The organism is Altererythrobacter sp. Z27 (assembly GCF_052683155.1).
Window position 1 is genome coordinate 2,180,181 of sequence record NZ_JBQYMC010000001.1, and the last position, 21,070, is coordinate 2,201,250.

The 21,070-nt window shown below is 63.9% G+C and carries 16 protein-coding genes; 9 read left to right on the forward strand and 7 right to left on the reverse strand.

All coding sequences use genetic code 11. From position 1 onward, the window contains the following. Nucleotides 1–75: 75 nt before the first annotated feature. The 3 genes from ACUJ47_RS10675 to ACUJ47_RS10685 all read right to left on the reverse strand — a co-directional run bounded on the left by ACUJ47_RS10675 (nucleotide 76) and on the right by ACUJ47_RS10685 (nucleotide 6,997). On the reverse strand, nucleotides 76–1,512 hold the full coding sequence (locus tag ACUJ47_RS10675; protein WP_445538377.1) for a glutamate synthase subunit beta: 1,437 nt from the start codon (nucleotides 1,510–1,512) through the stop codon (nucleotides 76–78). Between the two features lie 18 nt (nucleotides 1,513–1,530). Further along, complete coding sequence (gltB, locus tag ACUJ47_RS10680) at nucleotides 1,531–6,171, reverse strand: glutamate synthase large subunit (RefSeq protein WP_445538378.1); 4,641 nt, start codon at nucleotides 6,169–6,171, stop codon at nucleotides 1,531–1,533. Nucleotides 6,172–6,412: 241 nt separating this feature from the next. After that, nucleotides 6,413–6,997, reverse strand: a complete 585-nt coding sequence (locus tag ACUJ47_RS10685; RefSeq protein WP_445538379.1) for a hypothetical protein — start codon at nucleotides 6,995–6,997, stop codon at nucleotides 6,413–6,415. Nucleotides 6,998–7,268: 271 nt separating this feature from the next. Here ACUJ47_RS10685 and ACUJ47_RS10690 point away from each other — a divergent pair, with 271 nt between their 5' ends. From ACUJ47_RS10690 to ACUJ47_RS10705, 4 genes are all read left to right on the forward strand, one after another. Beyond that, nucleotides 7,269–7,718 carry a MaoC family dehydratase gene (locus tag ACUJ47_RS10690; RefSeq protein WP_445538380.1) on the forward strand — a complete coding sequence of 150 codons (450 nt, stop codon included), beginning with the start codon at nucleotides 7,269–7,271 and terminating at the stop codon, nucleotides 7,716–7,718. A gap of 56 nt (nucleotides 7,719–7,774) precedes the next feature. After that, the gene (locus tag ACUJ47_RS10695; RefSeq protein ID WP_445538381.1) at nucleotides 7,775–8,956 is read left to right on the forward strand and encodes an acetyl-CoA C-acyltransferase; all 1,182 of its coding nucleotides are present in this window, start codon (nucleotides 7,775–7,777) and stop codon (nucleotides 8,954–8,956) included. 1 nt (nucleotide 8,957) lies between these two features. Continuing rightward, a complete protein-coding gene (locus tag ACUJ47_RS10700) occupies nucleotides 8,958–9,551 on the forward strand; it encodes a carboxymuconolactone decarboxylase family protein (RefSeq protein ID WP_445538382.1) in 594 nt (197 codons plus the stop codon). 149 nt (nucleotides 9,552–9,700) lie between these two features. Continuing rightward, nucleotides 9,701–10,264 (forward strand): DUF4760 domain-containing protein, encoded by a 564-nt coding sequence (locus ACUJ47_RS10705; protein WP_445538383.1) that lies wholly within the window; start codon nucleotides 9,701–9,703, stop codon nucleotides 10,262–10,264. Between the two features lie 35 nt (nucleotides 10,265–10,299). On the opposite strand, the gene ACUJ47_RS10710 is transcribed toward ACUJ47_RS10705, so the two are convergent. After that, nucleotides 10,300–11,535, reverse strand: a complete 1,236-nt coding sequence (locus ACUJ47_RS10710; protein WP_445538384.1) for a polyhydroxyalkanoate depolymerase — start codon at nucleotides 11,533–11,535, stop codon at nucleotides 10,300–10,302. A 148-nt stretch (nucleotides 11,536–11,683) separates the two neighbouring features. On the opposite strand from ACUJ47_RS10710, the gene ACUJ47_RS10715 reads away from it, so the two are divergent. The 4 genes from ACUJ47_RS10715 (at nucleotide 11,684) to ACUJ47_RS10730 (ending at nucleotide 17,099) form a co-directional block, all read left to right on the forward strand. Continuing rightward, nucleotides 11,684–13,555, forward strand: a complete 1,872-nt coding sequence (locus ACUJ47_RS10715) for an ABC transporter transmembrane domain-containing protein (RefSeq protein WP_445538385.1) — start codon at nucleotides 11,684–11,686, stop codon at nucleotides 13,553–13,555. A gap of 142 nt (nucleotides 13,556–13,697) precedes the next feature. Further along, nucleotides 13,698–15,830, forward strand: a complete 2,133-nt coding sequence (locus tag ACUJ47_RS10720; protein ID WP_445538386.1) for a M13 family metallopeptidase — start codon at nucleotides 13,698–13,700, stop codon at nucleotides 15,828–15,830. Nucleotides 15,831–15,945: 115 nt separating this feature from the next. Beyond that, the gene (locus ACUJ47_RS10725; RefSeq protein ID WP_445538387.1) at nucleotides 15,946–16,758 is read left to right on the forward strand and encodes an undecaprenyl-diphosphate phosphatase; all 813 of its coding nucleotides are present in this window, start codon (nucleotides 15,946–15,948) and stop codon (nucleotides 16,756–16,758) included. Nucleotides 16,759–16,844: 86 nt separating this feature from the next. Then, complete coding sequence (locus tag ACUJ47_RS10730) at nucleotides 16,845–17,099, forward strand: GlsB/YeaQ/YmgE family stress response membrane protein (RefSeq protein WP_445538388.1); 255 nt, start codon at nucleotides 16,845–16,847, stop codon at nucleotides 17,097–17,099. A gap of 22 nt (nucleotides 17,100–17,121) precedes the next feature. Here the strand turns inward: ACUJ47_RS10730 and phhA are convergent, their stop codons facing one another. Continuing rightward, nucleotides 17,122–18,063 carry a phenylalanine 4-monooxygenase gene (phhA, locus tag ACUJ47_RS10735; RefSeq protein WP_445538389.1) on the reverse strand — a complete coding sequence of 314 codons (942 nt, stop codon included), beginning with the start codon at nucleotides 18,061–18,063 and terminating at the stop codon, nucleotides 17,122–17,124. A 34-nt stretch (nucleotides 18,064–18,097) separates the two neighbouring features. Here phhA and ppk2 point away from each other — a divergent pair, with 34 nt between their 5' ends. Further along, nucleotides 18,098–18,925, forward strand: a complete 828-nt coding sequence (ppk2, locus tag ACUJ47_RS10740) for a polyphosphate kinase 2 (protein ID WP_445538390.1) — start codon at nucleotides 18,098–18,100, stop codon at nucleotides 18,923–18,925. Here the strand turns inward: ppk2 and ACUJ47_RS10745 are convergent. Further along, entirely contained in the window at nucleotides 18,922–19,773 is an 852-nt protein-coding gene (locus tag ACUJ47_RS10745; RefSeq protein ID WP_445538391.1) for an FAS1-like dehydratase domain-containing protein, read from the reverse strand. The two genes, ppk2 and ACUJ47_RS10745, sit on opposite strands and share 4 nt — an antisense overlap. 2 nt (nucleotides 19,774–19,775) lie before the next feature. After that, nucleotides 19,776–21,002 carry an acetyl-CoA C-acetyltransferase gene (locus ACUJ47_RS10750; RefSeq protein ID WP_445538392.1) on the reverse strand — a complete coding sequence of 409 codons (1,227 nt, stop codon included), beginning with the start codon at nucleotides 21,000–21,002 and terminating at the stop codon, nucleotides 19,776–19,778. Nucleotides 21,003–21,070: the final 68 nt, after the last annotated feature.

The window sequence follows — 21,070 nt, forward strand, 5'->3', positions numbered from 1 at the left end:
TTGATGCAGCGGGAATCCGCTGGATTGTATGGATACGACAAACTTGCGCGACGTCCGGGCTGTGCCAAATTTGCGTCAGCGCGGCAGCTCGGTCACGCCCATCAGCGCTTCGTCGACCGCGCGCGCGCATTGCCGCCCTTCGCGGATCGCCCATACGACCAGCGATTGCCCGCGCCGCATGTCGCCGCAGGCATAGACGTTGTCGACGCTGCTGGCATAGCTCACCGTATCGGCCGCAACATTCCCGCGCGGGTCGAGTTCGACCCCCGCCTGATCGAGCAGCCCGGTCTTCTTGGGGCCGACGAAGCCCATTGCCAGCAGGATCAGATCGGCTTCGATCGTGAAATCGCTGCCGACGATTTCCTGCATCTGGCCGCCTTTCCATTCGACCCGCACGCATTCGAGCCCGGTCACTTTCTCGCCATCGCCCAGCACGCGCTTGGCCAGCACCGCCCAGTCGCGCTCGACGCCTTCCTGGTGGCTCGACGAAGTACGCAGCTTGAGCGGCCAGTCGGGCCAGGTCAGCGCCTTGTCTTCGTGTTCGGGCGGCTTGGGCATGATTTCGAGCTGGACCACGCTGATCGCGCCTTGCCGGTTGGAAGTGCCGACACAGTCCGAGCCGGTGTCGCCGCCGCCGATCACGACCACGCGCTTGCCGGTGGCGAGCAGCGAGCCGCGCGGTGCGGCGCGCACTTCGTCGTCGCCCGCATTGCGCTTGTTCTGCTGCGTGAGGAATTCCATCGCCAGCCGCACGCCGGGCATTTCGGCGCCGGGGATCGCCAGCTGGCGCGGGTCTTCCGCACCGCCCGCCAGCACCACCGCGTCGAAATTCTCGGCCAGGGTCTTGAACGAGATGTCGACGCCCACTTCCTTGCTGGTTTTGAACTCGACCCCTTCGGCCTCCATCTGCACCGCGCGGCGGTTGATGAGGTGCTTCTCCATCTTGAAGTCGGGGATGCCATAGCGCAGCAGCCCGCCGATCCGGTCGTTCTTCTCGAACACGGTGACGGTGTGGCCTGCCCGCGCAAGCTGCTGCGCGCATGCGAGCCCGGCCGGGCCGGAGCCGACCACGGCAACCGTCTTGCCGGTCTTGCGGGCGGGCACTTGCGGAGCGATCCAGCCTTCCTTCCAGCCGCGGTCGACGATCGCGCATTCGATCGATTTGATTGTGACCGGCTGGTCGACGATGTTGAGCGTACAGCTCGCCTCGCACGGGGCGGGGCAGATGCGGCCGGTGAACTCGGGGAAATTGTTGGTCGAATGGAGCACGTCGAGCGCGCTTTTCCAGTCGCCTTCATAGACGAGGTGGTTCCAGTCCGGGATGATGTTGTTCACCGGGCAGCCGTTGTGACAATAGGGTATGCCGCAATTCATGCAGCGGCTCGCCTGCGCCTGCAGCGTCGCATCGTCGGGCTGGACGACGAATTCGCGGTAATTGTGCACCCGCTCCTTGGGATCGAGATAGTCGCGATCCCTGCGGTCGAGTTCGAGGAAGCCGGTTTCCTTGCCCATTATCTGCGTCCCTGACCCTTATTCCGCCGCGACCGAAGCGGCTTGTTCACGCTCGGCTTCGAGCTGTTCAAGCGCGCGCTTGTAGTCGCGCGGCATCACCTTGACGAAGCGCGTGACTTCGGCGTCCCAATTGTCGAGCAGCGCCGCAGCCTTGGCACTGCCGGTGTGCAGCTTGTGCCGTTCGAGCAGGATCCTGAGCCGCTCGGCATCGTGCCGCAGCATGTCGCCCATGCCGAAATCATGCACCGAGCGTGGGCGCTGCGCGGGCCGTCCCGCACCGTCCTCCTCGTCGCGCGCACCGGTCATCGGCACCAGGTCGACCTGCGCCGGGTTGACCAGCTGTTCGAACTTACCTTCCGGGTCATAGACATAGGCGATGCCGCCGCTCATCCCCGCGGCGAAGTTGCGCCCGGTCTGGCCCAGCACCACCACCACGCCACCGGTCATATATTCGCAGGCATGGTCGCCCGCGCCTTCGACCACAGCGATCGCGCCAGAATTGCGCACCGCGAAGCGTTCGCCCGCGACGCCGCCGAGATAGGCTTCGCCTGCGATCGCGCCATAGAGCACGGTGTTACCGACGATGATGTTCTCGCCCGGGTCGCGGTCCACGCCGGCGGGCTGGCGCACGATGATGCGGCCGCCGGAAAGTCCCTTGCCGACATAGTCATTGGCGTCGCCGGTCAGGTCGAGCGTGACGCCATGCGCAAGCCATGCGCCGAAGCTCTGCCCGGCCACGCCGGTCAGATTGATGCGGATCGTGTCGGGCGGCAGGCCTTCGAGGCCATGCGCCTTGGCGATCTCGCCCGAAAGCATAGCGCCCACGGTGCGGTTGACGTTGCGGATCGCGTGATCGAGCTGGACCGGCTTGGCCGATGCAATTGCATCCTTGCACAGCGCGATCAGCTCATTGTCCATCGCCGCTTCGAGCCCGTGATCCTGCTCCTGCGTGTGGTGCAGCGGGGCACCTGCAGGAATGTCGACCCGCGCCAGCAGGCGCGACAGGTCGACGCCCGCGGCCTTCCAATGGCGCTCCACGCGGCGCATGTCGAGCTTGTCGACCCGGCCGACCATTTCCTCGACCGTGCGGAAGCCCAGCTCGGCCATGATGTGGCGCAGCTCTTCGGCGACGAAGAAGAAATAGTTGATCACATGCTCGGGCTGGCCGGTGAAGCGCTTGCGCAGCACCGGATCCTGCGTCGCCACGCCCACCGGGCAGGTGTTCAAATGGCACTTGCGCATCATGATGCAGCCCGCCGCGATCAGCGGTGCAGTTGCGAAGCCGTATTCGTCCGCACCCAGCAGCGCGCCGATCGCAACGTCGCGCCCGGTGCGCAGCCCGCCATCGACCTGCACTGCGATGCGCGAACGCAAATCGTTGAGCAGCAGCGTCTGCTGGGTTTCGGCAAGGCCGATCTCCCACGGCGATCCCGCGTGCGTCAGGCTGGTCAGCGGCGAAGCGCCGGTGCCGCCTTCATAGCCCGAGATCGTGACATGGTCCGCGCGCGCCTTGGATACGCCCGCCGCAACCGTGCCCACGCCCACTTCGGACACGAGCTTGACCGAGATGCGCGCCACCGGGTTCACGTTCTTGAGGTCGTGGATCAGCTGCGCCAGATCCTCGATCGAATAGATGTCGTGGTGCGGCGGCGGCGAGATCAGGCCCACGCCCGGGGTCGAATGGCGCACCGCGCCGATCCTTTTGTCGACCTTGTGGCCGGGCAGCTGGCCGCCTTCGCCGGGCTTGGCGCCCTGCGCCATCTTGATCTGGATATCGTCGGCATTGACGAGATATTCGGTGGTCACGCCGAAGCGGCCGCTGGCGACCTGCTTGATACGGCTGCGCATCGAATCTCCGCCCGGCATCGGCTTGAAACGCTCAGGCTCCTCGCCGCCTTCGCCCGTGTTCGAGCGACCGCCGATGCGGTTCATCGCGATTGCCAGGGTCGAATGCGCTTCGTGGCTGATCGAGCCGAAGCTCATCGCCCCGGTGCTGAACCGCTTCACGATTTCGCTGGCAGGTTCGACTTCGTCCAGCGGGATCGGCTGGTCGGCCTTCTTGAATTCCATCAGCCCGCGGATCGTCAGTAGCCGTTCGGACTGCTCGTTGATCGACCGGGCGAACTCCTCATAATCCTTGGGCTTGTTGCCACGCACCGCATGCTGGAGGTGGGCGATGTTCTGCGGAGTCCAGGCATGGTCTTCGCCGCGCAGCCGGTATTGGTAGATGCCGCCCGCATCGAGCATGCTCTTGTAGAGCGGATTGTCGCCATAGGCCTGCGCGTGGCGGCGCACGGTTTCCTCGGCCACAGCCGCCAGGCCGACGCCTTCGATGGTGGTGGCGGTGCCGGTGAAATACTGGTCGATCAGCTCGCTCGACAGGCCCACCGCGTCGAAGATCTGCGCTCCGCAATAGGACTGGTAGGTCGAAATGCCCATCTTGGACATGACCTTGAGGATGCCCTTGCCGACCGCCTTGATGTAGTTCTTCTGGACTTCGGCGGGGGCCAGCTCGGGGTGCTTGCGCGCGCGCAGGTCTTCCAGCGTCTCGAACGCGAGATAGGGGTTGATCGCTTCCGCGCCATAGCCCGCCAGCACGCAATAATGGTGCACTTCGCGCGCTTCGCCGGTTTCGACGACCAGCCCGGTCTGCATGCGCAGGCCCTGCCGCACGAGGTGATGGTGCACCGCCGCAGTGGCGAGCAGCGCAGGCATGGGAATGCGATCGGGGCCCTGCGCACGGTCCGACAGGACGAGGATGTTCTTGTCCTGCAGCACCGCTTCGGTCGCGGCCCAGCACATTTCCTTGAGCGCCATCTTCAGGCCCTTGGCGCCCTTGCTCGCGCGCCAGGTGATGTCGATCGTCTCGGTGCGGAAAGCGCCGTCGAGCGCGACTTCGACCGAGCGGATCCTGGCCAGATCGTCATTGGTCAGGATCGGCTGGCTGATTTCGAGCCGCTTGTGCGTGCCCGCTTCCATGCCCAGCAGGTTCGGGCGCGGCCCGATCATCGACAGCAAGCTCATCACCAGCTCTTCGCGGATCGGGTCGATCGGCGGGTTGGTAACCTGCGCGAAGTTCTGCTTGAAATAGTCGTAGAGCAGGCGCGAGCGGTTCGACAGCACTGCGATCGGCGTGTCGGTGCCCATCGAGCCGACCGGATCGTCGCCACTGACCATCATCGGTTCGAGGAAGCGGCTGATGTCTTCCTGCGTATAGCCGAAGGCCTGCTGGCGCTGCAGCAGCGAGGTTTCGTGGCTAGCGACTTCGGAAAGTTCGGGCTCGATATGGTCGATATCGGCCAGCGTGTACTGCGCCTTGTCGAGCCAATCGGCATAGGGCTGGGCGCCCGTCAGCTCCGCCTTGAGCTCTTCATCCTCGATGATGCGGCCCTGTGCGAAGTCGATCAGCAGCATCTTGCCCGGCTGCAGCCGCCATTTGCGCACGATATCTTCCTCGGCAAAGGGCAGCACGCCGCTTTCCGACGCGAGGCAGACGATATCGTCCTTGGTGACAACGAAGCGCGCCGGGCGCAGGCCATTGCGGTCGAGCGTTGCGCCGATCTGGCGCCCGTCGGTAAAGGCCACGGCGGCCGGGCCGTCCCACGGCTCCATCAGCGCGGCATGGTATTCGTAGAAAGCGCGCCGGGCCGGGTCCATCAGCTCGTTCTTGGCCCAGGCCTCGGGGATCAGCATCATCATCGCATGCGCGAGGCTGTATCCGCCGAGCAGCAGCAGTTCGAGCGCATTGTCGAGGCAGGCGGTGTCCGACTGGCCGTGCGGCACGATCGGCCACAGCTTGTCGAGGTCGGCCCCCAGCAGCGGCGATTCCATCGTGCGGCGGCGCGCGTTCATCCAGTTGACGTTGCCGCGCACCGTGTTGATCTCGCCATTGTGCGCCATGAAGCGATAGGGGTGCGCCAGCCGCCAGCTGGGGAAGGTGTTGGTGCTGAAACGCTGGTGCACGAGGCCGAGCGCGGACACGCAATCGGGATCGCGCAGATCGTCGTAAAAACTGCCGACCTGGTTCGCCAGCAGCAGTCCCTTGTAAACGATGGTGCGGCTCGAGAAGCTCGGGATGTAGAGGTCCGACAGGCCCGGCAGGCCGTGCTTCTGTTCGAGCTTGTGGAGCGGGTTCTGCACCTGCTTGCGGATCACGATCAGCTTGCGCTCGAACGCGTCCTGGTCGGCGCAATTCTCGCCGCGCTCGATGATCGCCTGCTGGATCACCGGCATCGAATCCACCACGGCCTTGCCCAGCCCGTCGAAATTGAGCGGCACGTCGCGCCAGCCGATCAGGCGCTGGCCTTCCTTGGCAGTGAACTTCTCGAACTGCTCGGTGACGAAGGCGCGCGCGGCCTCGTCCTGCGGCATGAAGCACATCGCCACCGCATAATCGCCCGGCGGGGGCAATTGCTTGCCATTCTCCTTCGCCCATTTGCGGAACAGCGGGTCGGGAATCTGCAGCAGGATGCCCGCGCCGTCGCCCAGCAGCGGGTCGGCGCCGACAGCGCCGCGGTGGTCGATGTTTTTGAGAATTTCGAGCGCCTGGGTGATGATCGCGTGCGATTGCTCGCCCTTGATATGCGCAACGAAACCGACGCCGCAGGCGTCATGTTCATTGCGCGGATCATACAAGCCCTGGGGCGCGGGGTATCCCATTAACAAAATCCATCCTGTCAGATGCCGGCGGGTGCGACCGTTCCTGGAACGCCAACCGGCAATTAAGCGCAACTATGGAGGCCGCATTACGCAGCTTTTCCATCGCTCACATCCCACATGGCGACATGAAATGATTTTTGCAACTGCGAAGAACGAAGCAATGTTTCAGCGCTGTAAGGAATAGCTATTCGTGCACCCTCGCAATTGAGGGGCGGCGCGATTTGCCGGTGCGAGCTTCGAATCAGCCCCGGGCCAATGCGGCGCGGTGCAGGTGATTGCGCAATGCTAGGAGCTCGAAAGCCATGTCTGGCGACAGGGCTTTGCCGGGTTGTTTGCCTTCTGCAGTGCGGCGGTCTTCGAGCGCGACCGCGAAGCGCTCGACCAGTTGCGGCATCGCCAGCTCGCTCGGCGCGCTGGTGCGGAGCAGGCGGACTGCCTTGCCGTGGCGCGAGCCCGTACCGGGGGCGCTTTCTCCTTCGTCGGCTGGCTGGAGGGCAGCTTGCGCCAGTTCGGCATTGCTTGTTTCCTCCAGCAACCGGGTGACGAAAGCTGCGGGCTGTGCCGGGCGTTGGCGCCCGAGCCCCTGCTGGATTGCTGTTGTCAGTCGCGCGGCGATCCAGCCCAGCCCCCCACCGATTAGCGCCGCGGCGCCTGCCAGTACCAGCTTGTCGGCGCCCTCCGCCAGCGCGGCCAGATCCGCTGCAGGGAGCACCGCCACGCAGCCGCCCAGCAGCGCCGCCAGCCATGTCGCCACCAGCGGCACGAATGCCGGGTGGCTGCTCAACGGCAAGCGCTTGGCGGGACAGGCGCGAGCGGCTCGGGCCATGGCGATGCGATTCCTTCTGTGCGACCGGCGCCTGGCGCGCCTCGCCTGCAGTCTAAGCACTTGCGGTAAAGCACTCGATAACGCGCGATCGCGGGGCTCGATCGCGATTCGTCTTCCCGGGCGCGGGCCAAGCCAACGCGGTCGGCGGCGCTGTTCCGCCATGCCGTAGCGGCAGGTTGACGTTTACGGAAACCTCGTTGCCATACGCGCCGCGATGCGCCATGAAGCCGGGCGACACGGCGAGAGTCGCCAGAGCGAAGAGGAGAGGCGCATGACCCCGCAAGAAATCGCAGCCAAGACCGGAGAGCACATCGGAACCAGCGAATGGGTGGTGATGGGCCAGGACCGCATCAACATGTTTGCCGAGGCGACCGGTGACCACCAGTTCATCCATATCGACGAGGAAAAGGCCAAGCTCACGCCGTTCGGCGGCACCATCGCGCACGGCTTCCTCACGCTCTCGATGATCCCCTACCTGTCCGCCAATTCGAACCTGCCCAAGGTCGAAGGCGTGAAGATGGGCGTCAACTACGGCGGCAACAAGACGCGCTTCATCTCGCCCGTCCGCAGCGGCAAGCGCATCCGCGGCCACTGGAAGCTGCTCGAACTGGTCGAGAAGCGACCCGGCCAGTGGCAGCAAACGCACGAGATCACGATCGAGATCGAAGGTGAGGACAAGCCCGCCCTGATCACCGAATGGATCATGCAGTTCTTCGTCTGATTTCCCCCTCCTCCCCGGTGAGGATCGGACATTCTTAGCAATCCAAGGAATTACCCATGCGTGACGCAGTCATCGTCTCCACCGCCCGTACCCCGCTGACCAAGGCGGCGCGCGGCGCATTCAACAACACCACCGGCGCCACGCTAGGCGCATGGTCGATCAAGGCCGCGGTCGAGCGCGCGGGCCTCGAAGGCGCAGAGGTTGACGATGTCGTGATGGGCTGCGCCGCGCAGCAAGGCTCGACCGGCGGCAACGTCGCCCGCCTCGCCGCGCTGCGTGCCGGCCTGCCGGTGTCGGTCCCCGGCATGACCATCGACCGCCAATGCTCGTCGGGCCTGATGAGCATCGCCACTGCGGCGAAGCAGGTCGTCATCGACAATATGGACATCTGCGTTGCGGGCGGCCTCGAAAGTATTTCGAAGGTGGTCGGCAGCGGCAAGATGTTCGTCGAGCCCGACCGCGAGCTGCTCGAAATGCATCCGCACATCTACATGCCGATGATCGGCACCGCCGAAGTGGTCGCCAAACGCTACAACATCAGCCGCGAATACCAGGACGAATATTCGCTCCAGTCGCAGCAGCGCACCGCCGCGGCGCAGGCAGCGGGCAAGTTCGATGACGAGATCGTCGCCTGCACCGCTACCATGGCAATCGTCGACAAGGAGACCAAGGAAGTCTCGTTCAAGGAAGTCACTGCAGATCGCGACGATTGCAACCGCCCCGACACCACGCTCGAAGGTCTCGCCAGCCTCAAGCCGGTGATGGGCGAAGGCCACACGATCACCGCGGGCAATGCCAGCCAGTTGAGCGACGGTTCGTCCTCCTGCGTGGTGATGGAAGCCAAGGTGGCCGAAAAGCGCGGGCTGCAGCCGCTCGGTCGCTATGTCGGCATGGCCGTGGCCGGCACCGAGCCCGATGAAATGGGCATCGGCCCGGTCTTCGCGATCCCCAAGCTGCTCGAACGCTTCAACCTCAAGATGGACGACATCGGCCTGTGGGAGCTGAACGAAGCATTCGCGGTGCAGGTGCTCTATTGCCGCGACAAGCTCGGCATCCCTGACGAGCTGCTCAACGTCAACGGCGGCTCGATCTCGATCGGCCACCCCTTCGGCATGACCGGCGCACGTTGCGCGGGCCACGCGCTGATCGAAGGCAAGCGCCGCGGCGTGAAATATGCCGTCGTGACCATGTGCATCGGCGGCGGCCAGGGCGCGGCCGGACTGTTCGAGGTATTCTGACGTGAGGCTTTCTGCCCCTCGCATCAAGCCGGTCGACATGGACCGGCTCGACGAGGAGCAGGCGGCCGTGCTGGCGCCCTTCGCCAACCCCGACAACAAGGTCGGGGGCGGCAGGGTGCTCAACATCTTCCGCACGCTTGCCCATGCGCCCAGGGCGCTTCAGGGGTTCCTCGCCTGGGGCAATTACATCCTGTCGCGCCGCAACAGCCTTGGCCCGCGCGAGCGCGAGCTGGTGATCCTGCGCACCGGGTGGAACTGCCGTTCGGGCTATGAATTCGCGCAGCACACGCGCATCGGCAAGGATTGCGGCCTTACCGCGGATGAGATCGAGCGGATCAAGCAGGGGCCGGATGCGCCGGGGTGGACGCTGCTAGAGGCTGCCATGCTGCGCGCCAGCGACGAGCTGGTGTCGAACCATCACGTATCGGACGAGACTTGGGCCGCGCTGGGCGAACTGGGCGACCGGGGCCGGATGGACCTCGTCTTCACAGTCGGGCAGTACACTCAGGTCTCGATGCTGCTGAACAGCTTCGGCGTGCAGCTCGAAGAAGGCGACATGGCCGATAAGGATCTTGGGGTTTTTCAGGTTCCTTAACCAGTTACGAATATGCTTGCTTTGTAGGGTACGCCGCCTTAATTTGCTATTTGGAGGCAAACTTCAATGAGATCTGTAAAGTCCAAAATTTGAATCAGAAGCCCCTGTTTTCAGGGGCTTCTGATTCAAGCGCCAAGTGGAGAAGCAACTTGGATCAGGGGGTCGCAATCCTGATTTCTGCGGTCATCGCAGTCACCAGCTTATTTATCACTGGCACATTTAATCGCAGGCTCATGCGAAAGCAGCACACTTACCAAGTTCTTGAGAAACTCAACCCTTCAGAACGCTTTGACGAGGCAGTGTCGAAGGCTGCAAAATTGATCTCTGATGGCCGAATGCCGCGTTTAGATTGTCGGGAAGACGAAGCAGAATGTGATAATCTTGACTTCATCCTCAATCATTATGAATTCATATCAGCAGCAATTGTCTGCGGGGATGTTGATGAAAAGCTAGTTCGTCGTGTTGAAGATGGTCGAATGCGCAGGACTTACCTGAAATTTCTGCCCTACATTGAAGATAATAGAGAATTGCGTTCCGATATCAAAATGTGGGAGAATCTCGAATTCTTGATACATCGTTGGGAGTTGCAAGAATCGGATCAGTTCACGAATTTTGTTGATCGGTTGATTGGGCGGCCCCCGCTTGCTAACTTTCACAATGAGCGAGCCGAGATTGCTACATCTCTCAGAGATCTTGCTGCTCGCATCAAGTAATGCAATATTCAAAAACTCTTGATCTGACTTAGCCATTAGCTTTGCGTTTCGATAAATTCCTCTACCACCGGGGCGATCGTCTGGCGCCATTTGCTGCCGTTGAAAATGCCGTAGTGCCCGGCGCCTTCGGCCATGTAATAGCGCTTCTTCTTGCCCGGCAGGCCGGTGGCGAGGTCTAGCGCGGCCTTGGTCTGGCCCAGCCCCGAAATGTCGTCGCGCTCGCCCTCGATCGCGAGCAGCGCGGTGTCGGTGATCTTCGTCAGGTCGACGATCTCGCCCTTGTGGCGGAACTCGCCATTGGGGATCGAGTGCTTCTGGAACACTTCTTCCACCGTCTGGAGGTAGAATTCGGCGGTCATGTCGCACACCGCGCGATATTCGTCATAGAAATCCTTGGTCGCCTTCGCGCTGTCCTCGTCACCCACGGTGAGGTGCTTGAACATCTCGTAATGGCTCATCATGTGGTTGCCGAGGTTCATGCTCATGAAGCTCGCCAATTGCATGAAGCCCGGATAGACTTTGCGCCCCGCGCCCCGATAATTCATCGGCACGTCAGCGATGACCGAGTGGCGGAACCATTCGATCGGGCGTTCCATCGCCATATTGTTCACAGAAGTCGGCGAACAGCGCGTATCGATCGGCCCGCCCATCATGGTCAGCGTCTTGGGGGTTGCCGGATCCTTGTGCAGGTTCATCAGCGCCGTGGTCGCAAAGGCCGGGACCGACGGCTGGCACACCGCCATCATATGGGGCCGTTCGCCCTGGCCTTCGACACGGATCTGTTCGAGAAATGCGATGAGGTAGTCGATGTAATCATCGAGGTCGAACGTGCCTTCATGCAATGGCACCAGCTTCGCATCGGCCCAATCGGTGATGTACACGATGCAGCTTTGCAGCATGCGCTCGACCGTTCCGCGCAGCAGGGTGGCATAGTGCCCGCTCATCGGCGCCACGATCAGCAGGCGCGGCGAAGTTTCGGGCAGGCCAGTGTGGCGGAATCGCTTGAGGTCGCCGAACGGGCGGTTGACGACTGTCGCTTCTTCGACCGGATGGCGTACGCCGTCGAGGTCGATATGCTGGATGCCGAAAGCCGGCTTGCCATAGGCCGCGGTTGCGTGCGCGAACACATCGAGTGCCGATGCGGCCATCGGGCCAAGGCCGAAATATGACAGCGGATTGGCCGGGCTGGCCAGCATCTCGGCGCTGATCGACGCAACGGCGCTGGCGCTGTTGAGCCAGGATTTCTGCAACTCGTATGCGTGGTAAAGCAAGGCGTTCCCCTGTTCGTCTGTCCTGCTACGCCTCTTGGCGGGCGCTTGGGCCGCACTTCTTGGACCCATCCCGGCGATTGTGCAATGCACAATTTTTCGGTTCGCCGCGATTGCGCGGCCCGGTGCGGATTTTGCACGTGAAATTTGGATGCAGGATGTCTACCTGTCACGCGCAATGGACGGGCAGGACGATACGGAACAGGCGGAAACCCGCCCGAATGACGCATTCAGCGGCGAGGGGAATGGCGCGGGCGAACCGCCCAAGGCGCGCACGCTCGGCCCGCTCAAGATGGTATTCACCGCTGCGGCGCAATATCCCGCGCAGATCGGGCTTGCGCTGGTCGCATTGCTGATCACCGCCGGGGCGACGCTGGCGATCCCGTGGCGCTTCAAGGTGATCATCGACGAGGCCTTTGGCGGTACCGCCGGCCCGCAGGAAATCGGCCATGCCTTCCAGTATTTGCTGATGATCGTGCTGGTGCTGGGCATCGGCACGGCACTGCGCTTCTATTTCGTCAGCTGGATCGGCGAGCGCGTGGTCGCCGATATCCGCACAAGGGTGCAGCAGAACCTGCTGCGGCTGGCGCCGGGCTTCTATGAGGAAAACAGCCCGAAAGAGATCTCGAGCCGGATGACCAGCGACACTGCGGTGATCGAACAGGTGGTGGGCACCACGGTCTCGATCGCGCTGCGCAATACGCTGACAGCGATCGGCGGCACCATGCTGCTGCTCTATCTCGCGCCCACGCTGACGATCGGCCTGCTGGTGGGCATCCCGCTGGTCATCGCGCCGATCGTGTTCTTCGGCCGCCGCATCCGTTCGGTCTCGCGCTCGAGCCAGGACCGCGTCGCCGATGTCGGCGCGATGGTCACCGAAGTGCTCTCCGCGATGAAAGTGGTGCAGGCTTTCGGCCAGGAAAACCGCGAAGGGCAGCGGTTCGGCGATGCGGTGGAGCGTACTTTCGCCACCGCACGCCAGCGCATCCTGCTGCGTGCGGTGATGACTTCGATCGTGATCCTGCTGATCTTCGGCGGGATCACCATGGTGATGTGGCGCGGCGCGCTTGCAGTCTCCGAAGGCGCGATTTCGGGCGGCACGATCGCGGCTTTCGTGATCACGGGCGGGCTCGTGGCGGGATCTTTCGGCGCGCTGACCGAAGTCTATGGCGACTTGCTGCGCGGTGCCGGTGCGGCAAGCCGGCTCAGCGAGTTGCTCAATTCGCGGCCCACGATCGCTCCGCCCGCGCGGCCCGAGAAACTGCCCGAGCCGCCGCGCGGCAGCCTGTCGTTCCGCAATGTCACCTTCCGCTATCCCACGCGGCCCGAAGCCGCCGCGCTGAGGGACTTCACGCTCGAGGTCGAGCCGGGCGAAACGGTCGCCATCGTCGGGCCTTCGGGTGCGGGCAAATCGACCATCTTCCAGCTGGCCGAGCGCTTCTACGATCCGCAGGCGGGCACGATCCGGCTCGACGGGGTGCCGCTGACCAAGGCCGATCCCGCCGATATCCGCGCGCGGATGGCCTTAGTGCCGCAGGACGGCGTGCTGTTCAGCGCCAATGCGCGCGACAACCTCCGCTATGGCAAATGGGATGCGAGCGACGAGGACATCTGGGAAGCGGCGCGCGCGGCCAATGCCGAAAGCTTCCTGCGCGACCTTCCTCAAGGGCTCGACACCTATCTCGGCGAAAGCGGTACGCGCCTTTCGGGCGGCCAGCAGCAACGCATCGCGATCGCCCGCGCCCTGCTGCGCGATGCGCCGATCCTGCTGCTCGACGAAGCGACCAGTGCACTCGATGCCGAAAGCGAGCAATTGGTGCAGCAGGCGCTCGACGAGCTGATGCGCGACCGCACCACGCTGGTGATCGCGCACCGGCTGGCGACCGTACGTGCGGCGGACCGGATCGTGGTGCTCGATGACGGAAGGATCGTAGAGCAGGGCACGCACGAAGTGCTGACTGCTGCGGGCGGGCTCTATGCGCGGCTTGCGCGACTGCAATTTGCCGCCAGCGAAGCCGCATAGGCACCGTTCCACCGGCGAATAATCGACCAACTGCAAATTTGCCCGACCAATGGCAACGCGGGAAATTTCCGCGCGCTAAGGCGTTGTGCGGGAATCGGTGCCGGGGCGCCGAGTTTTACGGATTTCTTGGGGACGCATTCACATGATCAAGACCTTGCTTGCAGCAAGCGCCAGCGCGATGGCGCTGGCCCTCGCCACTCCTGCCTTTGCCGATGACAATTCCGGTGCCGCTACCGAAACCGCGCCCGCCGCGCCGGTGATGACCTATGGCACTTGGGGCTTCGACCCTGCGACGATCGATCCTTCGGTCAAGCCGGGCGATGACTTCTTTGCCTTCGTCAACGGCAAGTGGGTCGCCGAAAACGAAATTCCGGCCGACAAGTCGCGCTATGGCGCCTTCGACGCGCTGGGCGAGGACGCGCGCGTCAACGTCAAGAAGGTGATCGACGAATTGCTTGCCGGCACGCATGAAGCGGGCTCGGACGGGCAGCGCATCGTCGATGCCTTTAACGCCTTCCTCAACGTCGAAGCGATCGACGCTTCGGGCCTCGCTCCGGCGCAGCACTATCTCGCGAAGATCCAGGGCGCTTCCTCGCTTGAGGAACTGGCAGTGATGTTCGCCGACCCGGCCTTTGCCAGCATGGTGGGTGCAGGCGTTACGGTCGATTCGAAGGCACCCGACACGCACGCCGTTTCGCTTGGCTTCGACGGCATGGGCCTGCCCACGCGCGACTATTATTTGGTCGACAGTGATCAGAACCTGGCGATCCGCAAGGCATACAAGGACTACCTTGCCGTGCTGCTCGGCCATGCGGGCTATGCCGATCCGGTCGCGGCGGCCGAAACCGTCTATGCCTTCGAAACCGAAGTGGCGAAGATCGAATGGTCGCGCGTGGCGCGCCGCAATCGCGACCTCACCTACAACCGCCTGACGCCCGAGGAACTCGCTGCGATGGCCGGCGATTTCCCGATCCAGACGCTGCTCGACGCATCGGGGCTGGGCGGGCAGGAATTCTATCTCGCCGCGCAGATCGCGCCGAGCGAGGAAGAAGCCGCCGAACTGAAGCTGAGCGCGGAAATCCGTGAAGGGATCGGCGAAGGCCTGCCGGGCATGATGAAGCTGCTTGCCCGCACCGACCTCGCCACGATCAAGGCCTATATGGCCAAGAGCTTCCTGTCATCGAACGCGGCGGTGCTTTCGAGCGAACTTGACGAAGCCAATTTCAACTTCTTCGGCAAGGTGCTGAGCGGGCGGCAGGAGCAGGAACCGCGCTGGAAGCGTGCGGTCGATGTGGTCGAAGGCCAGCTCGGCGAATTGCTCGGCAAGGAATATGCCGCGCGCTATTTCCCCGCCGAAAGCAAGGCCGCGATGCAGGAACTGGTCGGCAACCTCCGGCTCGCGATGGCCGAAGGGATCGCGCAGAACAACTGGATGACCGACGCGACCAAGCAGGCTGCGCTGGGCAAGCTCGAGGCGTTCAACACCAAGATCGGCTATCCCGACGGCTTCGAGACCTATGAAGGGCTCGCAATGTCGAATGATCCGCTCGCCAACCGCATGGCGGCACGGGCGTGGGATCGCGCCGACAATCTCGCGAAGCTCGGCCAGCCGGTCGACAAAAGCGACTGGTTCATGCTGCCGCAGACGGTCAACGCCTATTATTCGCCCAACTATAACGAGATCGTGTTCCCCGCCGCGATCTTGCAGCGCCCGTTCTTCTCGATCAGCAACGATCCGGCGATCAATTACGGCGCCATCGGCGGCGTGATCGGCCACGAAATCGGCCACGGCTTCGACGACCAGGGCTCGAAATATGACGGCACCGGCACGCTGCGCAACTGGTGGGAAGAGCAGGACCGCGCGGCGTTCGACGCCAAGGGCGATGCGCTGGCTGCGCAATACAGCGCGTTCTGCCCCTATGACGAAGGCAAGACCTGCTCGAACGGGCGCCTGACGCTGGGCGAGAACATCGGCGACGTCGGCGGCCTGTCGATGGCCTACCGCGCCTATCGCATGTCGCTGAACGGACAGGAGGCTCCGGTGATCGACGGGCTGACCGGCGACCAGCGCTTCTTCCTTGCCTGGGCGCAGGTGTGGCGCGCGATGGGCCGCGAGGAAGACAACCGGCGGCGGCTGGGCCTTGGCCCGCACTCGCTGCCCGAATTCCGCGTTAACGGCCCGGTCCGCAACCACGACGCCTGGTACAAGGCGTTCAACGTGACCGAAGGCGACGCGCTATACCTGCCGCCCGAAGCTCGCGTGCGGATCTGGTAAGCGGCCCTTCCGGCTGGCGAAACAGGGCCTCGGCATATTGCCGGGGCCCTTTTTGCATGTACCGTTAGCGTATTGGGTTTGACTTCGCGGCGCGCTGCGCCATGACGCGAAACTCATGAGCATCACTCTCACAGCGATCATCCTCGGCATCCTCGAAGGGCTGACCGAATTCCTGCCGGTCTCTTCGACCGGGCACTTGATCCTCGCCACCGAACTGTTCGGTTATGACGCCGCGCAATGGGCGCAGTTCAACATCGTGATCCAGCTTGGCGCGATCATGGCGGTGGTGGTCAGCTATTTCCGCACCTTCTGGACGATGGGGATGGGCTTGCTGAAGTGGGAGCCGACCTCGGTCCGCTTCGTGCGCAACATCCTGGTTGCCTTCATGCCCGCCGCGATCATCGGGCTGGCGGTGAAGGACACGATCGACATGATGCTCGAAAGCCCCACGGTGGTGGCCTGGGCGCTGGTGATCGGCGGGATCGCGATGCTGGGGCTGGAAAAGACCGTCCGCCCGGGCGAGGATAGCGGGGTCGCTGCAGTTCCGCTGAGCAAGGCGATCGGCATCGGCTTCATGCAATGCCTCGCCATGATTCCCGGCACCAGCCGTTCGGGCGCGACCATCCTGGGCGCGCTGGCGATGGGCGTGGGCCGCAAGACTGCCGCCGAATTCAGCTTCTTCCTTGCGGTGCCGACCATGCTCGGCGCGGCGACAGTGAAGATCCTGGCCGAGCCGGACAAGCTGCTTTCGGGCGGCGGGCTGATCGGCTGGGACCATATCGCGATCGGATTCGTGTCGGCATTCATCGTCGCGCTGGTGGTGATCCGCGCCTTCGTCGCCTATGTCAGCCGCTATGGCTTTGCGCCCTTTGCATGGTATCGCATCCTGCTGGGCGGCGCGGCGCTGGCATGGCTGGCGATGCGATGAATGGGGGCAGGCAGGAACCAATCGGCTCGCTGCCTGTTTTTCCAAGCAAACGCGGGCATTGGGTCCGTACGAGAGACTGGGGCCTTATGTCGGTTATCTGTCTTGTCCTGATTGGAGCGTTGATCGGCTGGCTGGCCGCGATCGTCACGCGTGTGGAAGACGTGCCGGGCATCCGGCGTGACCTTTTGCTGGGCGTCGCCGGGGCGCTTGTGGCCGGATTGCTCGCCAACAAGGGCGTGATGCTGGGCGGGCTCAGCTGGCTCGCGCTCGCCGCAGGGATATTCGGCGGCGTGCTGGTGCCGGCTGCCTATAAGATGATCGAAAAGCGCCGCTCGGCCTGAGCCGGGCTTTCCTTCCCGCCAATCAGACCGGTTTTGCGCCGCTGCCGCGCCCGCCGCGCAGCAGGTATTCCTGCGTGCCGCGATGGATCACATTGTCGACGTCGATCACTGCCGCATTGGCATAGGTGAAGGCCGGCGGCAGCGAGCGATAGAGGCGGTCGAAATCGCGCTCTACCGTCTGGCGGTAGAGGTCTTCGAAGCTCTCGATCACGAAATAGGTCGGCTGCAAATCGCTGATCACGTAATCGGTGCGCATCACCCGGTCGACATTGAGCATGATGCGGTTGGGGCTTTCCGCCTCGACCGAGAACACCGCTTCGGTCGGGCCCGACAATATGCCCGCGCCATAGGCACGGATATCGTCCGGCGCTTCCTCGATCAGCCCGAATTCGACCGTGTACCAGTAGAGCGCGCCAAGCGCCTTCAAGTGGTTGTAGCGCATCGCCTTCCACCCGGCACGGCCATATTCCTGCATATAGTCTGCGAAGACCGGATCGGTCAGCATCGGCACATGGCCGAACACGTCGTGGAAGACGTCAGGCTCCTGGATGTAGTCGAAAGTCTCGCGCGTGCGGATGAAATTGCCCGCGGGGAAACGGCGATTGGCCAAGTGCCAGAAGAACACGTGATCGGGGATCAGCATCGGCACGGGCACCACGCTCCAGCCGGTCAGCGCGCCCAGTTCCTCGCTCAGCTTGCCGAATTCGGGCACTCCGCCGCGCCCGAGGTCGAGCTTTTCCAGACCTTCCATGAATGCGGTGGCGGCGCGGCCGGGCAGGACCTGCATCTGGCGTGCGAACAGATCGTCCCACACGCGGTGGTCTTCCGAAGTGTAGTCGGTCTGCGCGGGCTCAAGCCAGTCAGCCCCGACATGCGCCGGCTTTTTGAGCGGCGCAGTAAAGACATCCGCCGGCAATTCGGGCAGGATCGAAAAGTCCTGCTTGGGTTCTGCGATCGTAGCCATAGTTACAATTGCAACTATATCATGGCGGGGTGCGATGTGCAAACGCCCGATAGGTTCGGGATTGGGGGTGTCGGTGGAGACGATCAAGCGCCAGCAGTATGAAGACCTGATCGAACCGCTCGAGGAAGAGCTGGTCGCCATGGCGCGCTGGGCCAAGGCCACCGGCGCGCGGATCGTGGTGCTGTTCGAAGGGCGCGACACCGCGGGCAAGGGCGGGGCGATCCGCGCGGTGAGCGAGCCGCTCAATCCGCGCCAGTGCCGGATCGTCGCGCTGTCCAAGCCGACCGAAGTGGAAGCGAGCCAATGGTATTTCCAGCGCTATGTCCCGCATTTGCCCAGCGCGGGCGAAATCGTGCTGTTCGACCGCAGCTGGTACAATCGCGCTGGCGTCGAACGGGTGATGGGCTTTGCCTCGGAGGCGCAGGTTGCGGGTTTTCTCGAGCATGCGCCGAAATTCGAACGGCAGCTGGTCGATGACGGCATCCTGCTGTTCAAATACTGGCTCGCGACCGACCAGGCGGAGCAGGAAGCGCGGCTGAGAGAACGGCTTGACGATCCGCTCAAGCGCTGGAAGCTTTCGCCAATCGATCTTGCCGCGCGCGAGAAATACCAGGCCTATACCGATGCGCGCGAAGCGATGCTTGCCGCGACGCATACCGAATGGGCGCCGTGGACGCTGGTCGATTTCAACGACCAGAAGCTTGGGCGGCTGACCCTGATCCGCGACTTGCTCGACCGGCTGCCCGATACGCATATCGCACCCGCGCCGCTCGATTTTCCCGCACTGGGGCACGAGCCGCTGAAAGAGGCCTATGGCGTGCTCAAACCAATCGCGGACTATCCTGTGCCGGACGCGAATTAGCCGGTAGCACTCGCTCTTACACACTGGCGACCGTCAGTTGCGAAGGTCCCGAACTCGTAGCCTTCGTCGGTCTTGCGCATCGCGAGGTGCAGCGGCTCGTCGACGATCGCCGGGCGCACCGCGCGGAAAGCGAAGGTCCCGATCGCGTGCTCACCCAGCTCGCGCGCTGCCATCTGCAGCAGCAGGCTCGCCATCAGCGGGCCATGGACCACCAGCCCGCGATAGCGCTCCACGTCGCGCGCATAGGGCAAATCGTAATGAATGCGGTGCGTGTTGAAGGTCAGCGCCGAATAGCGGAACAGCAGCCGCGGATCGGGCGTGATCATGCGATGTGCATCCCAGCCCGAAGGGTCGAACTGCCCCTCACCCGCCGGAGGCGGGCTGAGCGGGGCGTCGGCGGGCATGGCGTCGCGATAGACCAGAGTCTGCTTCTCGCGGATCGCAACTGCGCCGTCGGCGCTGGTGACATGCTCGACCTCGACGAAGCCGAGCTTGCCGGTCGAACCATCCTTCTCGGCAATCGACGCGATCCGGCTGGTGCGCTCTATCGCGGCGCCGACCCGGATGGGCGCGACGAAAGCGATGTCGCTTGCCGCCCACATGCGGCGCGGCAGCGGGATCGGCGGGAAAAAGCTCGCCGGGCTGTTGTCGCGGGCGGGGTGCCCGTCTTCGCCGAGCGCAGCTTGCGGCGCTTCGGGCGTGCACAGGCACAGATGGATGCCCTGCGGCATGATGCCGTCGGCCGGGGTTGCCAGGTCGAATGTCGCGCACCAGCGCCGCGCCAGTGCGGGGTCGAGCGTGTCGGACTGGACAAGCTCGCGCCCCAGCCAGGCGTCCCACTCGCCCATCGTTACGCCGCGCGCTCGAAGATCGCAGCGATGCCCTGTCCGCCGCCGATGCACATGGTCTCGAGGCCATAGCGCACCCCGCGCCGGTGCATTTCATGCGCCATGTCGGCAAGGATGCGCCCGCCGGTCGCGCCGATCGGGTGGCCGAGCGAAATGCCCGAGCCGTTTACGTTGAGCATGTCCATGCGGCTGTCGCCTTCCGACCAGCCCCAGCCTTTGAGCACCGCCAGCACCTGCGGGGCGAAAGCTTCGTTGAGTTCGACCAGGCCGATATCGTCCCAACCCATGCCGGTTCGCGAGAACAGCCGCTCGACCGCCGGAACCGGGCCGATGCCCATGCGGCTCGGGTCGCAGCCTGCCGGTGCCCAGCCGTGGAACCACAGCATGGGTTCGAGCCCGAGCTCGTCGAGCTTGTCTTCGGCCACGACCAGGCAGGCCGCCGCCGCGTCGTTCTGCTGGCTGGCGTTGCCCGCGGTCACTATGGCTTCGGGATCGCGCTTGAGGTCGATCGCGCGCAGGCTGCCGAGCGATTCCATGCTCGCGTCTGCGCGGTAGCCCTCGTCATGGTCGAACACCACCGGGTCTCCCTTACGCTGCGGGATCTCGACCGGAACGAGCTGTTCGGCGAATTTGCCCTCCTGCCATGCCGCCGCTGCATTGCGGTGGCTGCGTACGGCATAGGCGTCGGCGGCTTCGCGGCTGATGCCGTAATCCTTGGCGAGGTTTTCGGCAGTCTCAATCATGCCGGTGATCACGCCGAAACGCTCGATCGGCTGGCTCATCAGCCGCCCGCGCGTCAGGCGGTCGTGCAGAACCATGTCGCCCATGCGAACCCCGCCCCGCAGGTCAGTGGTGTAGTGTTCGACATTCGACATGCTTTCGCAGCCGCCCGCGACCACCACATCGGCCATGCCGGTTTCGACCATCATCGCGGCGGTCGCCACCGCCTGCACGCCCGAGCCGCAGCGCCGGTCGAGCTGGAAGCCGGGCACTTCGAGCGGCAGGCCCGCGGCGAGCCAGCTCCAGTGGCCGATCGCGGGTGCTTCGCCACTGCCATAGCCCTGGCTGAACACGACATCGTCGACCCGCGCAGGGTCGATCCCGCTGCGCTCTACCAGCGCCTTGAGGATCACGGCGCCCAATTGCCCGGCGTTAAGCGGGGCAAGCGAGCCCTGGAACCTGCCGACCGGGGTGCGGAGCGGCGATACGATGGCGGCGCGTCTGGTCATTTTTCTCAACTCCGTTCGCCCTGAGCTTGTCGAAGGGCGGTCCTTCATTCTTGCAGTCGGGCTGGAAG

Excerpts from the sequence above, each read along its gene's own strand:
- ACUJ47_RS10685 (WP_445538379.1), bottom strand. The coding sequence starts at position 6,997 with ATGGCCCGAGCCGCTCGCGCCTGTCCCGCCAAGCGCTTGCCGTTGAGC.
- ACUJ47_RS10750 (WP_445538392.1), bottom strand. The coding sequence starts at position 21,002 with ATGACCAGACGCGCCGCCATCGTATCGCCGCTCCGCACCCCGGTCGGC.
- ACUJ47_RS10675 (WP_445538377.1), bottom strand. The coding sequence starts at position 1,512 with ATGGGCAAGGAAACCGGCTTCCTCGAACTCGACCGCAGGGATCGCGAC.
- ACUJ47_RS10720 (WP_445538386.1), top strand. The coding sequence starts at position 13,698 with ATGATCAAGACCTTGCTTGCAGCAAGCGCCAGCGCGATGGCGCTGGCC.
- ACUJ47_RS10695 (WP_445538381.1), top strand. The coding sequence starts at position 7,775 with ATGCGTGACGCAGTCATCGTCTCCACCGCCCGTACCCCGCTGACCAAG.
- ACUJ47_RS10745 (WP_445538391.1), bottom strand. The coding sequence starts at position 19,773 with ATGGGCGAGTGGGACGCCTGGCTGGGGCGCGAGCTTGTCCAGTCCGAC.
- ACUJ47_RS10690 (WP_445538380.1), top strand. The coding sequence starts at position 7,269 with ATGACCCCGCAAGAAATCGCAGCCAAGACCGGAGAGCACATCGGAACC.
- gltB (WP_445538378.1), bottom strand. The coding sequence starts at position 6,171 with ATGGGATACCCCGCGCCCCAGGGCTTGTATGATCCGCGCAATGAACAT.
- ppk2 (WP_445538390.1), top strand. The coding sequence starts at position 18,098 with ATGTGCAAACGCCCGATAGGTTCGGGATTGGGGGTGTCGGTGGAGACG.
- ACUJ47_RS10725 (WP_445538387.1), top strand. The coding sequence starts at position 15,946 with ATGAGCATCACTCTCACAGCGATCATCCTCGGCATCCTCGAAGGGCTG.
- ACUJ47_RS10715 (WP_445538385.1), top strand. The coding sequence starts at position 11,684 with ATGCAGGATGTCTACCTGTCACGCGCAATGGACGGGCAGGACGATACG.
- phhA (WP_445538389.1), bottom strand. The coding sequence starts at position 18,063 with ATGGCTACGATCGCAGAACCCAAGCAGGACTTTTCGATCCTGCCCGAA.
- ACUJ47_RS10730 (WP_445538388.1), top strand. The coding sequence starts at position 16,845 with ATGTCGGTTATCTGTCTTGTCCTGATTGGAGCGTTGATCGGCTGGCTG.